The sequence below is a fragment of the Bacillus sp. JJ1533 genome, from assembly GCF_036965045.1.
Classification (GTDB): Bacteria; Bacillota; Bacilli; order Bacillales; family Bacillaceae_L; genus Ferdinandcohnia.
In genome coordinates, this window is record NZ_JBALOV010000002.1 from 1 (window position 1) to 12,396 (window position 12,396).

General features: G+C 40.4%; 14 protein-coding genes. 10 read left to right on the plus strand and 4 right to left on the minus strand.

Annotated features, from left to right (window positions below):
* Positions 1 to 202: 202 nt before the first annotated feature.
* Entirely contained in the window at positions 203 to 430 is a 228-nt protein-coding gene (locus tag V7138_RS00510; RefSeq protein WP_335393229.1) for a DUF1128 domain-containing protein, read from the minus strand.
* A gap of 104 nt (positions 431 to 534) precedes the next feature.
* Between V7138_RS00510 and V7138_RS00515 the strand changes: the two genes are divergently transcribed.
* The 3 genes from V7138_RS00515 to V7138_RS00525 are packed head-to-tail and all read left to right on the plus strand — an operon-like array spanning position 535 to position 2,217.
* Positions 535 to 1,014, plus strand: a complete 480-nt coding sequence (locus V7138_RS00515) for a low molecular weight protein-tyrosine-phosphatase (protein WP_335393231.1) — start codon at positions 535 to 537, stop codon at positions 1,012 to 1,014.
* Between the two features lie 5 nt (positions 1,015 to 1,019).
* Positions 1,020 to 1,373: a YtxH domain-containing protein gene (locus V7138_RS00520; RefSeq protein ID WP_335393233.1), complete on the plus strand. Its 354-nt coding sequence runs from the start codon at positions 1,020 to 1,022 to the stop codon at positions 1,371 to 1,373.
* 4 nt (positions 1,374 to 1,377) lie between these two features.
* Positions 1,378 to 2,217 carry a YihY/virulence factor BrkB family protein gene (locus tag V7138_RS00525; protein WP_335393235.1) on the plus strand — a complete coding sequence of 280 codons (840 nt, stop codon included), beginning with the start codon at positions 1,378 to 1,380 and terminating at the stop codon, positions 2,215 to 2,217.
* Positions 2,218 to 2,436: 219 nt separating this feature from the next.
* Here V7138_RS00525 and V7138_RS00530 read toward each other — a convergent pair whose 3' ends face one another.
* Positions 2,437 to 4,374, minus strand: coding sequence for a heavy metal translocating P-type ATPase (locus tag V7138_RS00530; RefSeq protein WP_335393237.1), 1,938 nt, complete (start codon positions 4,372 to 4,374; stop codon positions 2,437 to 2,439).
* A gap of 350 nt (positions 4,375 to 4,724) precedes the next feature.
* On the opposite strand from V7138_RS00530, the gene V7138_RS00535 reads away from it, so the two are divergent.
* Both V7138_RS00535 and V7138_RS00540 read left to right on the plus strand, forming a co-directional pair.
* Positions 4,725 to 5,210 carry a DUF2975 domain-containing protein gene (locus tag V7138_RS00535; RefSeq protein ID WP_335393239.1) on the plus strand — a complete coding sequence of 162 codons (486 nt, stop codon included), beginning with the start codon at positions 4,725 to 4,727 and terminating at the stop codon, positions 5,208 to 5,210.
* 10 nt (positions 5,211 to 5,220) lie between these two features.
* Positions 5,221 to 5,436 carry a helix-turn-helix domain-containing protein gene (locus V7138_RS00540; RefSeq protein WP_335393240.1) on the plus strand — a complete coding sequence of 72 codons (216 nt, stop codon included), beginning with the start codon at positions 5,221 to 5,223 and terminating at the stop codon, positions 5,434 to 5,436.
* Between the two features lie 47 nt (positions 5,437 to 5,483).
* Here V7138_RS00540 and V7138_RS00545 read toward each other — a convergent pair whose 3' ends face one another.
* Positions 5,484 to 5,630: a BH0509 family protein gene (locus tag V7138_RS00545; RefSeq protein WP_335393242.1), complete on the minus strand. Its 147-nt coding sequence runs from the start codon at positions 5,628 to 5,630 to the stop codon at positions 5,484 to 5,486.
* Positions 5,631 to 5,778: 148 nt separating this feature from the next.
* Positions 5,779 to 6,942 (minus strand): MFS transporter, encoded by a 1,164-nt coding sequence (locus V7138_RS00550; protein ID WP_335393243.1) that lies wholly within the window; start codon positions 6,940 to 6,942, stop codon positions 5,779 to 5,781.
* Between the two features lie 298 nt (positions 6,943 to 7,240).
* Here V7138_RS00550 and V7138_RS00555 point away from each other — a divergent pair, with 298 nt between their 5' ends.
* From V7138_RS00555 to V7138_RS00575, 5 genes are all read left to right on the plus strand, one after another.
* Positions 7,241 to 8,764, plus strand: coding sequence for a fatty acyl-CoA synthetase (locus tag V7138_RS00555; RefSeq protein ID WP_335393245.1), 1,524 nt, complete (start codon positions 7,241 to 7,243; stop codon positions 8,762 to 8,764).
* A gap of 147 nt (positions 8,765 to 8,911) precedes the next feature.
* Positions 8,912 to 9,295, plus strand: coding sequence for an OsmC family protein (locus tag V7138_RS00560; protein ID WP_335393247.1), 384 nt, complete (start codon positions 8,912 to 8,914; stop codon positions 9,293 to 9,295).
* A 92-nt stretch (positions 9,296 to 9,387) separates the two neighbouring features.
* Positions 9,388 to 10,452: a calcium/proton exchanger gene (cax, locus tag V7138_RS00565; RefSeq protein WP_335393249.1), complete on the plus strand. Its 1,065-nt coding sequence runs from the start codon at positions 9,388 to 9,390 to the stop codon at positions 10,450 to 10,452.
* 301 nt (positions 10,453 to 10,753) lie between these two features.
* Entirely contained in the window at positions 10,754 to 11,365 is a 612-nt protein-coding gene (locus tag V7138_RS00570) for a YczE/YyaS/YitT family protein (protein ID WP_335393251.1), read from the plus strand.
* A 183-nt stretch (positions 11,366 to 11,548) separates the two neighbouring features.
* Complete coding sequence (locus V7138_RS00575; RefSeq protein WP_335393252.1) at positions 11,549 to 12,367, plus strand: YfkD famly protein; 819 nt, start codon at positions 11,549 to 11,551, stop codon at positions 12,365 to 12,367.
* Positions 12,368 to 12,396 lie beyond the last annotated feature (29 nt).

Below are 12,396 nucleotides of genomic sequence, written 5' to 3' on the forward strand. Positions count from 1 at the left end.
ACCGCAGGAATATGCGTCTTCGCGGTGCAGATATGCGTCAAACCGCAAGTATTTGCGTCTCCAGTTTCAGATATGCGTCGACCCGAAGTTTTTTGCGTTACAAATAACAGATATACGTCACAACACAAGTTTTTTTCGTCTCCCCGTCAATTAATAAATTTCGCAAAGAAAAAGGCGACCGTCACGGCCGCCGTTTTATGTATTATTTATTTTTGCGCAAGCTGCCAAGTTCTTCGACGAGTGCTTGCATTTCGCTCGGGCTAAATGAGTTTTTTTTCATGGTATGGTCGTAGATGTATTTTAGTTCCTCGTACATTTCTTCATCAAAGTGAGAAGGTTTGATTGCACCAAGATTAAGCACTTTCAGCTTTTCTTTGATTTTTTCTATCATAAACTCTACATTTTCGACCGACTTTTGTGTGAGATCCATGTTTTCATCCTTTCAATTTTCAGTGTATTCTTATTGTATCACGTTTCTGCTATTATTTAATATGGTACCATACGGAAAAAAAGAACCAGAAGGAGATTTACATAATGATAAAAGTATTATTTGTTTGTTTAGGAAATATTTGCAGATCACCGATGGCAGAGGCCATTTTTCGAGACATGGTAAAAAAAGAAGGGCTCGCCGAAGAAATTCAAGTGGATTCGGCAGGGACTGGTGACTGGCATATCGGAAATCCGCCACATCAAGGAACGCAAACCATTTTAACAAAATATAATGTGTCCTTTGAAGGAATTAAGGCGCGCAAGGTGACCCAAAAGGACCTTGAACAATTTGATTATATAATTGCCATGGACTCTGACAATTTAGGGAATCTCAATAAAATGATCGGTTCAGCGAAAACGGGTCAGATTAAAAGGCTACTCGATTTCGTTGAAGACAGCAAGGTTACAGATGTACCAGATCCATATTATACAGGGAATTTTGATGAAACGTACGAGCTTGTAAGCAATGGTTGTAAGCGTCTGTTAGACGTTATTAAAAAAGAAAATCTCGTGGGAAAGGAGTAATCAAATTGGCAAAACGCAATAAAATGGTGGAAGGCATGGTCATAGGGGCTGTCCTTGGTGCGGCAATTTCTTTATTCGACAAGGAAACAAGAGAGCAGTTTTTACATACTAGTAAAAGAGTTAGTCAAAAAGCAGTAGATGTAATGAAAAATCCCCAGGGGTATACAGAGCTTGTTAAGGACCGATTTAACACGGTTCGTACAACCATTGAGCAGGTGGCGGAGGATGTTCGCATTGTGACTTCAAAGGTGAATGAAATCGTGGAAACCACACCAGAAATCGTTGAAGCAGTAAAGGAAACAAAGGACGTAATTTCTAATAAATCGGAAAGTATGAGGGAGGATAATATAGAGAGGTGAAAAAATGACCCAAATTCGAACGTTAGATTTGCGGTTTATTAAGGAACTCATATTGCGATACAAGGAAGATGAAGTAGGTAGTCTTTCAGCAGAGCTTGCCTATTTTTTCTTGCTTTCTCTATTTCCATTTTTGATCTTTCTAGTGACACTTATTGGGTATTTGCCAATCTCCCAAATCGATGTATTGGAATTTGTCGGACAGTACGCGCCAGAGGGTACTGTTGACATGATTGAAGAAAACTTAAATTATATCGTCGGTTCGCAAAAAGGCGGGCTGTTATCCTTTGGTATTATCGGTACACTATGGTCCTCATCGAATGGGATTAATGCGGTTGTACGTGCATTTAACAAAGCCTACGATGTGAAGGAAACACGGAATTTCTTTTTTACAAGAGGGATTTCAATTTTATTAACGTTTGGAATGTTTTTTGTCATCATTATTGCTTTGTTATTGCCGGTTTTTGGTAAGCAAATTGGGGTTTTTATTTTTTCATCATTTGGCCTTTCTGATGAATTTTTAGATATTTGGAACGGGATTCGTTGGATTGTGAGTGCGGCGATTCTGTTTATCGTGTTTACGTTTTTATATTGGGTCGCACCAAACCGTCGGCTGAAAATTAACGAGATCGTTTCAGGAGCTTTTTTTGCGACGTTTGGGTGGATGTTTGTATCACTTGCATTTTCATATTACGTGAACAGCTTTGGGCATTTTTCCACAACGTATGGAAGCCTAGGAGCCATCATTGTACTCATGATTTGGTTTTATTTATCAGGGATGATCATCATCATTGGTGGAGAGATTAATGCAATTCTCAACTGCCAACGCATCAGAGATGGTCGTTAGTTTTTCCGGAAGTTACCTTCATTGAAAAGCGGAGAGCGAGAGATAATAAAAGGTGTAAGTACAATACAAGGAGGCCTTTCTTATGTCTAAAAAAGACGGTGGCACAAAGCAAAAAGGAAAGAAAAATAGCCCAAAACAAAAAACAAGCAATTCACAGAATGGCAGCAACGGATACCATTAAAAAGAGGACTTGACCACGAGGGTCAAGTCCTTTCCTTTTTATGATGATTTCAACAATCGTAGTCCGTTTAAGATAACAAGGATGGTGCTTCCTTCATGCCCAATAACCCCGAATGGGAGGTCAATGAGTTGAAAGAAGTTAGACACAATTAACAGAAGGATTACGCCGATTGAAAAAACAATATTTTGTTTAATAATACGATTCATGCGTTTTGAAAGCTTTACAGCTTCAGCGATGCGGGGGAGGTCATTTTTCATGAGAACGACATCTGCGGTTTCTAGTGCTACGTCTGTTCCTTGACCCATCGCGATTCCGACATTGGCTGCTGCTAAAGCAGGTGCATCATTGATTCCATCACCGACCATCGCAACTGTATCGTACTTTGCAATCAAATCTTTAATATGGTTCACCTTTGTTTCAGGTAGACATTCGGCAATATGTTGGTCCACATGGCTTTCCTTTGAAATTGCCTCGGCTGTTTTTTCACCATCACCAGTTAGCATAACCGTGTAGATTCCAAGGTTTTTCAAAGCTGAAATAGCGGAAACGGTATCTTCACGGACAACATCCTTTAGTGCCAGAATGCCAGTGATGTCGGCACCTGATTTTACGTACACAATTGTTTTGCCTTCAGCTGCCAATTGTTTCGCAATACCATTTTGAAAAGCAGCTGCACGATCTTTCCCGACCAAATCGGCTTTACCGATAATCCAATTTTGTTCATTCACTGTTGCTTTAACTCCATATCCAGGGATATCCTCGATTCCGTCAATTGAAAGTAATTCCTGACCATTCGTTTTTGCATGGGACACGATAGCCCCAGCTAATGGATGTGTTGATTGATTTTCAATCGAAGCCACCACTTGTAAAAATTCATTTTGATCCATTGTATCTGCTACAATGATATCTGTTACAACAGGCTTTCCCTTTGTTAATGTTCCCGTTTTATCAAACGCAATCGCTTTTAGGTTACCTAGCTGCTCCAGGTGTACACCACCTTTAAAAAGTATGCCTCGTCTTGCCCCATTTGAAATCGCGGATAAGGTTGCCGGCATAATTGAAGCGACAAGAGCACAAGGAGATGCAACCACGAGTAAGACCATCGCCCGATAAAATGTTTCTGTCCACGTCCAATCTAGAAGGAAGTGAGGGAGAAACATCATTAATCCAACAGCAATTAAGACGAACTTCACATATTTTCCTTCAAACTTTTCAATGAATAGCTGTGAAGGGGATTTTTCACTTTGTGCGGATTGAACGAGATTAATGATTTTTTGAAATAACGAATCCTCATTTGGCTTTGTTACTTCCACAGTGATCGAACCTCGTAAATTGACTGTTCCTGCAAAGACCTCATCCCCAAGGGATTTTTGTACCGGAATGGATTCGCCAGTTATAGCTGCCTGATCTACGTTAGTTTCCCCTTTTAAAAGCTTTCCATCAGCGGGAATGCGCTCGCCTGGCTTGACTAAAATGGTATCCCCAATTTGAAGGGAAGAAACATGAACAACTCGTTCACATCCGTCTTGAATCAGGGTTGCTTCCTCAGGCTGCATCCCCATAAGAGAAGAGATTTCCTTATGGCTTTTGTTCATCGTATATGTTTCAAGGGCACCACTTAAAGCGAAGATGAAAATGAGTATTGCACCTTCATTCCAGTAACCGATGATAGCTGAACCAATTGCAGCAAAAATCATGAGCATTTCCACATTTAATTCTTTTTCAGCGATTGTATCTGTAATACCTTCCTTCGCTTTTGCATACCCACCAATGATAAAAGCAAGAAGATACGTGACAATTGAAGCTGAATCTTGTTCAAAGTGACCAAAGATATAAGCTATTGCAATTAACACACCACTTGTTAAAGCCGCAATCAATTCTCCATGAAGCTTCATTTTTTCAAGGAATGGAGAAGGTTCTTTGTCTACTTTATAAAGTTGATGTTGACTAGGAGCAGTTTTTACGTCTGTACTCATTTCATTCGCCTCCATTTTTCTAATTGAGAAAAATAATCATTTATTTAACCTAATTGAGAATTAGAATCAACCTCTTTTTGCTAATTGAGAAAGGGAATCACAATCAATAAGCCATTTAAACAAGAAAACTGCAATCGTTAAGACAGCAGCCTTGTTTTTATTTATTTTTAATTTATAATTATTATTAATTATAACATAATGCCTGGATTTTAAAAGGCTTTTTTATAATTATTTTAAATATGTTCACAAATAGCGGGTAATGATAATTATTTATTGAAAAACAATAAATGTTGATGTACACTATTCAAAAAGACAAAATAAAGATGAGGTGTTTGGCAATGGAGGAAATCATGAAGCTTAAAGAACGAGGGAATACACTCTTCTTAAAAACAGCGATCTTTTTTATGGGAATCGTTGTCTTGGCTTTATGTATTTATTGGCTACCTTGGGCAGCAAATGATTTAGCAGTTAAAAATGTGGAATTTGCGTATTTGAAATATCCTTTATTAATTGGTATTGAAGTAACATTAATCCCGTATTTACTTGCCCTTTTTCATGGTTTTAAACTACTGATTTACATTGATAAAAACAGTGCCTTCTCTCAAAACTCGGTAAAATCTCTTACGTTCATTAAGTATTGTGCGGCGATTATTAGTGTGTGGTATGTGATTGGCTTCTTGTTTGTCATTTCACAGGATGCAGGTCATCCTAGTGTCCTGCTTATTGCATTAGTCATTATTTTCGCTTGTTTTGTCGTATCGGTTTTTGCTGCCGTTCTTCAAAAACTATTGAAAAATGCGATCAAAATCCAAGAAGAAAATGACTTAACGGTTTGAGGTGAAAACAATGGCAATTATTATTAACATCGACGTCATGTTAGCAAAACGTAAAATGAGTGTAACCGAGTTATCTGAGAGGGTCGGAATCACGATGGCCAATCTGTCTATTTTGAAAAATGGGAAGGCAAAGGCTGTTCGCTTTTCCACATTAGAAGGAATTTGCAAGGCATTAGACTGTCAGCCAGGAGATATTTTAGAATACAGGGCAGATGAGGATGCGTAAATAAAAAAACTCGCCAATTGGCGAGTTTTTTCGTGGACAGGTTCTTATTATTCCGCAATTTCCTCGAAGTGATAATAGGTGGTGTCATAAATATGCTCGATATCAGCATCAGTCATATACATGAGCTCCATTTTATCAATACCCTTTACCTTTTCAATAAACTCAATCATGTTTTTGCGTTCTTGCCTACACATATTAATCATCTCCCTTTACATTTTTCGTCCTATCCAACTGTGTTAATACAGTTTATTAATGTTATTTGTATTATATAACAGATGTTTTAAAAACGTCAACAAAATTCTGAAAAATAGGCGAAAAATAAAAGACCTCCAAAAGGAAGTCTTAACTCTCAACGGTTTTAACGGCTGTTTTCGAACCAAACACTGTTAAAACAATAAAAATGATAAAAAGAATGGTCCCAATTACATTGAAAAAGCTTATATGTTCAAAGAATTGAATAAATATTCCACCGATAAACGGCCCAATTAAGCTACCAATACTAAAGAAGATTCCACAAAGAAGGTTACCGGTTGGGAGTAAATTTTTCGGCATTAAATCTGTCATATAAGAGATGCCAAGAGAAAATGTCGATCCCACTGCCATCCCTGCAAATGTAATACAGAGCCAAAGCCCAACATGGGAGTGTTCAAGGAAGCTAGCCATCGTAAAACTTAAAAATCCCAAAAAAAGAACAATCGTTAAAATAGTTCTGCGTCCAAATTTATCACTTAGAATACCTAATGGAAGCTGGGTAATGATGCTGCCAAGGGCAAACGATGTCAGTAAAATGGATACGAACGTAACGTCCAAATCAATTCGTAACCCATACACAGGGAAGCTTCCGTTTAAGGATGACTCCAAAAAACCGTATGCCATTGGTGGTAAGAACGCAACCCATGCATACTTCCAGGCTTTAGAGAATCGATTGAACGTTTCTCGGAATGAGTTCACACCTAAATCGGTTTCCGGAAACTCATTTTTTAATAGGAACAAAAAGAACCAGCCGATTAAACAAAGCACCGAAGACAGAATAAATGGCAATGTTTCACTGATTTTGATTAACGGTGTCATTAATGGACCCGTGGCAAAGCCAAGCCCAAAGAACAAACCGTATAACGAGATATTCCTTCCGCGCTTATCCTCTGGCGAGAATGATGTAATCCATGTTTGGGTTCCAAAGTGCAAGGCGTGGTCACCAATTCCGACTAAGAGCCGCAACACAAACCAAAACCAAAACGACTGCCATAATGGGAATAAGGCAAGTGATAGGACCACGAGCAATCCGCCTAATAGAATGACAGGTTTATAGCCATATTTGCGCAGAGGGTGTTCCATAAATGGTGAAACAAATAAGATTCCGATATAGAGGGCTGTTGCATTTAACCCATTTAACGTAGATGATAATCCACTATTTTCAAAGATAACAGCAATTAAAGGTAGCAGCATGCCCTGACTAAACCCCGAGACGGCCACAATGCTGACTAATATCCAAAACCGCAATTTCATATGTTTCTCCCCCTGTTTCAATTCCATTTTAATCATACAAAAAGAACCTGTGATTGGGAATTGAAAAGATTTAACAGTGTCAAAAAAACCGAATAAAGTACTACTTCATAGCTTAAGAACGAATCTAAATTTTAAGTGATAAGCGACTTTATAATTACATTGACAGCTAAGCAGGGGTAGGTTTATATTTGAAGTGAATATTCTAAATTTTTAGTCATGACTGTTATTTTCGTTTTACATAAAATCCTGCTGGTTTCACAAAAGGTGATGCTCAGCCAACATTAACGAGAGGACTGAGATGAATATGAGAACAAGTACTATAGCTGAGGCCGTCCGTCGTACGGCGGCACGCGTCCCACGTAATACTGCTATTGTGTTTAATAACAGGGAATGGAGCTACCGTGAAATTGACAGGGCGGTGACGCGTATCGCGCGCCAACTTCGTGAGAAGGGTGTGGCAAAAGGAGATAGAGTTGCCTCCTACGGTAAAAACTCCGATTTGTACGTGCTACTGTTTTTGGCCACAGCGCGTATGGGGGCCATCCATGTTCCGGTGAATTTCCAACTCCGAGCTGGGGAACTCGACTACATTCTTGGAGATTCTGATCCAGCGCTTATCATCGCAGACCGAGACCTCGCCAATGCAGTCTCTCAGACTAAATCGAACAGTCATCGCCAGGTCCTGCGATTCGAGGACGAAATCATGGAGTGGGCTTCAAGTAGCGACAATCGCCCATTGGAAGATGATGAGTTTGATGTTGATGACACGGATATCGCTCAGTTGCTGTACACTTCGGGGACTACTTCGGATCCAAAGGGTGCCATAATGACCCATCGTGCCCTGATGCATCACTACATGAGCTGCATCCAAGGTCTGGACATTAAGGAGTCAGACCGAGCGCTTCACTGCCTGCCCCTCTACCATTCCGCGCAGATGCATGTGTTCATGCTACCTGCACTGTTGGTAGGCGGGTGGAACAAGGTGCTTCCTGCTCCCGTGGCTGGTACTGTCCTTGAAACGATGGAACAGGACTCAATTACATCGTTCTTTGCCGCTCCAACCGTTTGGGTTTCGATTGCGAATCACCCTGAGCTAACATCAAGAAATCTCGGGAATCTTCGGAAGGCTTATTACGGAGCTTCAATCATGCCTGGGCCAATACTCGAACGGCTGCAGAAGTGTCTGCCTGAACTCGGTTTCTACAATGTGTTCGGCCAATCCGAAATGGGTCCTGCCTGCACAGTCCTACGTCCTGAGGAGCACGCGGACCACCCTGGTTCCGCAGGAAGACCACTGCTTTTCGTTGAGGCGCGTGTCGTTGATGCCGAGGGCAATTGTGTGCCGCCAGGTGAACTCGGAGAAATTGTGTACCGTTCGCCCCAGCTTTGTTTGGGCTACTGGAACAAAAGTGAAGCCACGGAAAAGGCGTTCGCTGGTGGGTGGTTCCACTCCGGAGATCTCGTGAGACAGGACGAGGACGGGTACATTGAGGTAATCGATCGAGTGAAAGATGTCATCAACACTGGCGGCGTGCTTGTGGCATCCCGCGAGATTGAGGACTGCATCTATGAGTTGCCCCAGGTCGCAGAGGTCGCGGTTGTTGGAGTACCAGACGAAAAATGGATCGAGGCAGTCACCGCTTTCGTTGTCATCAAGGCTCCAGTGTCTGAGCAGGAGATCCTCCAGCATGTCAGAAATAATTTAGCGAACTTCAAGGTGCCAAAGCAGGTTGAAATCGTGGATGAATTGCCACGAAACGCCAGTGGCAAAATCCTCAAACGTCAGCTGCGTAATATCGGAGGCTCAAAGAGCGCTACGTGAGTCTCATACATGATCCAGGAGCATTGTCTGCTAAGACTTTGCTCCTATTTTCATTTTACAATTAAAAGCCGACATTTGATTTTCTTTTCAATTTGGGTAGAACAAGAGTAAACTAATGAATAACTATTGAGAATGGGGGCGTTTTTCATGATATTTAAAATGAAGGAAGTTGGGTTCTACACGGATGTGGAATATGGGGAGTTACACGTTGCAGGGGATGAAATCAACGGGTTTAGACCTTATCAGTTATTAGTCTCATCCATCGCTGTTTGTAGTGGAGGTACACTTCGCAAAATCCTCGAAAAAAAGAGGCTGCAGGTGGAGGACATTACCATTAAGACAGACGTTGGGAGAAATGAGGCAAAAGCGAATCGAGTTGAAAAAATACACCTTCATTACCTCATTAAAGGAACCGATTTAGACGAGCATAAAATTGAGCGTTCCATCGAAGTGGCATCCCGCAATTGTCCAATGGTCCAATCAGTAAAAGGAAGCATTGAAATTACCGAGACGTTTGAAATCGTTAAATGAATAAAAACACCATAATCGAACATAATTTTTAAAGAGGAAAACTACGCAAAGGACTGGCGTAGTTTTTTTAGGTAAAAAAAGGATGTGTCACGATGAATCGTCTTTTTTTGATTATGGTTGTGATTGGTGTTCCGCTTTCAGTGCTTGGGAGCCTCCTGCATTGGCCGGCTGTCATTATGTTTGTCATCTACTGTTTAACAATTATCGCTTTGGCAGGATTTATGGGTAGAGCGACAGAAAGCCTTGCGATTATTGCTGGTCCAAGAATTGGTGGTTTGTTAAACGCAACCTTTGGAAATGCGGTTGAACTTATTATTTCTATTTTTGCATTAAAGGCTGGCCTTGTTACAGTTGTACTTGCGTCTCTAACTGGTTCAGTGCTCGGTAACCTTTTACTCGTTGCAGGACTATCTTTTTTCGTTGGGGGTATTAAGTTTAAACGGCAGAAATTTAATGTTCATGATGCTCGCCATAACTCAGGGTTGCTGATATTTTCAATTATTTTAGCGTTTGTTGTTCCAGAGGTTTTTTCAATGGAAATGAATGACTCGGATACATTTACATTGAGTATCGGTATATCGATCATTTTAATTCTGTTATATCTGGCTGGGCTGTTCTTTAAGCTTGTTTCCCACCGCGGGATTTATCAACAGGATTCTGAGCAGGTAGAAAAGGAAAGCGAAGAACATGAGGAACCTGAATGGGGGAAATGGAAGGCGCTTATCGTCTTGGCGTTATCAACCGTTGCTGTCGGGTACGTATCCGAAAATCTCGTTCATACCTTTGAAGTCGTTGCGGAAAGTTTTGGCTGGAGTGAGATTTTTATTGGGATTATTATTGTGGCGATTGTTGGAAATGCGGCAGAACATGCCTCAGCTGTTATGATGGCCTATAAAAATAAAATGAATGTTGCCATTGAAATCGCTATTGGCTCAACCTTGCAAGTAGCGATGTTTGTTGCACCGCTCTTGGTGCTGATTTCATTATTTCTTGATACACAAATGGCGCTTGTATTTTCAATGCCAGAATTAATTGCGATGATTACAGCAGTATTTTTAACGATTGCTTTAACGAATGACGGTGAAACAAATTGGTTTGAGGGCGGTACATTGTTAGCCGCTTATGCAATTATGGGAATCGGTTTTTACCTATTATAGAGTCAAAAAAACGACTCTGTGCAGACTTCTACTACACAGAGTCGTTTGGTGTTATAACTTTCTTCTAAGTACTTTTAAGGGATAACTCTCATTGAATGTACTCTTCGTCCGGTGTTCGAATAGCATACCCCCTGTCGTTAAAGGTATGGTCTCCTTATCCCTCCTTCAAGTAAGGTATACTTTATCATATTGGCTTAAGATTAAAAATATTCTGTTAAAATTTAAAAAAATAAAAAATATCGATTAATTTCTTCACGTCGAGTATAATTTAAACAAATTTCTATGAAATAGGAGAACATCAATGCTCACAAGACGAATTACTTTTTTTAGCCTGGGATTGTTTACCTTAGCGCTGGGAATCAGTTTAATGATCATCGCGGATGTCGGTGCCGGGGCCTGGGATGCGCTTAATGTTGGGCTTTCCGAAACAATTGGACTCACAGTCGGTAACTGGGTTATTGTAGTTGGCATCATAGTCATGTTTATAAATGCACTTTTGCTTCGTGCACGTCCTGCGTTTTTATCAATTGGTACCATCATCTTAATTGGTTTTTTTATCGACTTTTGGTTATTAATTGTGTTGGCAGAAATGCCTTTGGAAGGTTTAGTTGTAAAAATCCTTACACTGGTAGTTGGGCTAGTGATCGCGTCGCTAGGCATCGCCGTTTATTTACAGGCGAAGTTTCCTCTTTCGCCACTTGATAATTTGATGCTTGCCATCAGCACAAGATTTAAGTTGAAATACGGGATTTCAAAGACAATCGCAGAAGCAACAGGACTGATCTTAGCGCTTATAGTTGGAGGACCGATTGGGATTGGAACCTTAGTGGTCACATTTGGAATTGGCCCAACTATCCAATTCTTTTTCCCTTATTGTGAAAGGCTGATGGAAAATGGTCTGCGGAGCCATTAGGTAACCCAGATAGTCATCATATATTCCCTAAAGCAAATTACATAAAATGTCCTTAAAGAAATGCCAGAACACAACTGGCATTTTTTTTATCCAACCGATTTAAAAATTTACTAATAAAAGGATGGATAAACTATAAAATCTTCGAAAACACTAATCACAAAGCCAAGGAAAGGAGTACCGTCTATGAAACGAAAATTTGTTTTTATAGTTGCCGTCATGCTAACGTTTGGTTTAGTTTCAGGAAATGCATTGGCGGAAGGTACCGATAAAACAAAGGGTGGAAAAGTAGATAAATTTAAAATTCCTAGTTCTGTTTTAGACATTTCACAGGATAACACCTATCCGAACCCCACTCAGGATTTGCCTTATCTCCAGCCAAGTAAGCTTACAAAAGAGCTTATTGATAGTGCTGATGTAGACATAGAAAATCCAAATCTTATTCGTATTTTAAATGAGTCGGCCATCCAGACGTCACCACTTGCAGTTGGTTACCGCGCAACCATTTATTTAGGGCAATGGCCACTCAACTATGAATCGTCTGAAACAAGTACGAATTGGGAGTATGAAAAAATCAACACAAACTACTATGACAATCGTGGTGGAAAGACGCCATTTAAAATCCACTATAAACAAGAAATGCAGAAGATTGTCAGAGGTGGATTAACGGCCGAAATTCAGGATGCAGACGATGTAAAGAAAATGATGTTAATCGAGGCTGCTAAAAAGTCAAAGCTGCCGCTTTCCTTTACGACGATTATTGGTGGGGCGACGAAAAAGGATCAAATCTATAATGTTCCTCCGAAAAAGTTAGGTTACCTCTACGCATATGCGCCGGCGGTCAATGAAAAAGGGAAGGTTACATACGGTGAAGTTTACCTTGTGTTAAAAGGAAGCAAAAAATCCATCGTGGTTAAAAACGTAACCCACCAAGGAATCGGCGCCTGGATCCCTGTCCAAGACCACGTTTCATATGGTTTCCTCGTTTCAGATACTCCAAGGTAAAAAAGAAATTCGGGCGTTTAAGCACGCCC

Coding starts and splice junctions, on each gene's coding strand:
- V7138_RS00540 (WP_335393240.1), top strand. CDS start 5,221: ATGGCAATTATTATTAACATCGACGTCATGTTAGCAAAACGTAAAATG.
- V7138_RS00550 (WP_335393243.1), bottom strand. CDS start 6,942: ATGAAATTGCGGTTTTGGATATTAGTCAGCATTGTGGCCGTCTCGGGG.
- V7138_RS00535 (WP_335393239.1), top strand. CDS start 4,725: ATGAAGCTTAAAGAACGAGGGAATACACTCTTCTTAAAAACAGCGATC.
- V7138_RS00530 (WP_335393237.1), bottom strand. CDS start 4,374: ATGAGTACAGACGTAAAAACTGCTCCTAGTCAACATCAACTTTATAAA.
- V7138_RS00525 (WP_335393235.1), top strand. CDS start 1,378: ATGACCCAAATTCGAACGTTAGATTTGCGGTTTATTAAGGAACTCATA.
- V7138_RS00570 (WP_335393251.1), top strand. CDS start 10,754: ATGCTCACAAGACGAATTACTTTTTTTAGCCTGGGATTGTTTACCTTA.
- V7138_RS00560 (WP_335393247.1), top strand. CDS start 8,912: ATGATATTTAAAATGAAGGAAGTTGGGTTCTACACGGATGTGGAATAT.
- cax (WP_335393249.1), top strand. CDS start 9,388: ATGAATCGTCTTTTTTTGATTATGGTTGTGATTGGTGTTCCGCTTTCA.
- V7138_RS00545 (WP_335393242.1), bottom strand. CDS start 5,630: ATGTGTAGGCAAGAACGCAAAAACATGATTGAGTTTATTGAAAAGGTA.
- V7138_RS00555 (WP_335393245.1), top strand. CDS start 7,241: ATGAATATGAGAACAAGTACTATAGCTGAGGCCGTCCGTCGTACGGCG.
- V7138_RS00510 (WP_335393229.1), bottom strand. CDS start 430: ATGGATCTCACACAAAAGTCGGTCGAAAATGTAGAGTTTATGATAGAA.
- V7138_RS00575 (WP_335393252.1), top strand. CDS start 11,549: ATGAAACGAAAATTTGTTTTTATAGTTGCCGTCATGCTAACGTTTGGT.
- V7138_RS00515 (WP_335393231.1), top strand. CDS start 535: ATGATAAAAGTATTATTTGTTTGTTTAGGAAATATTTGCAGATCACCG.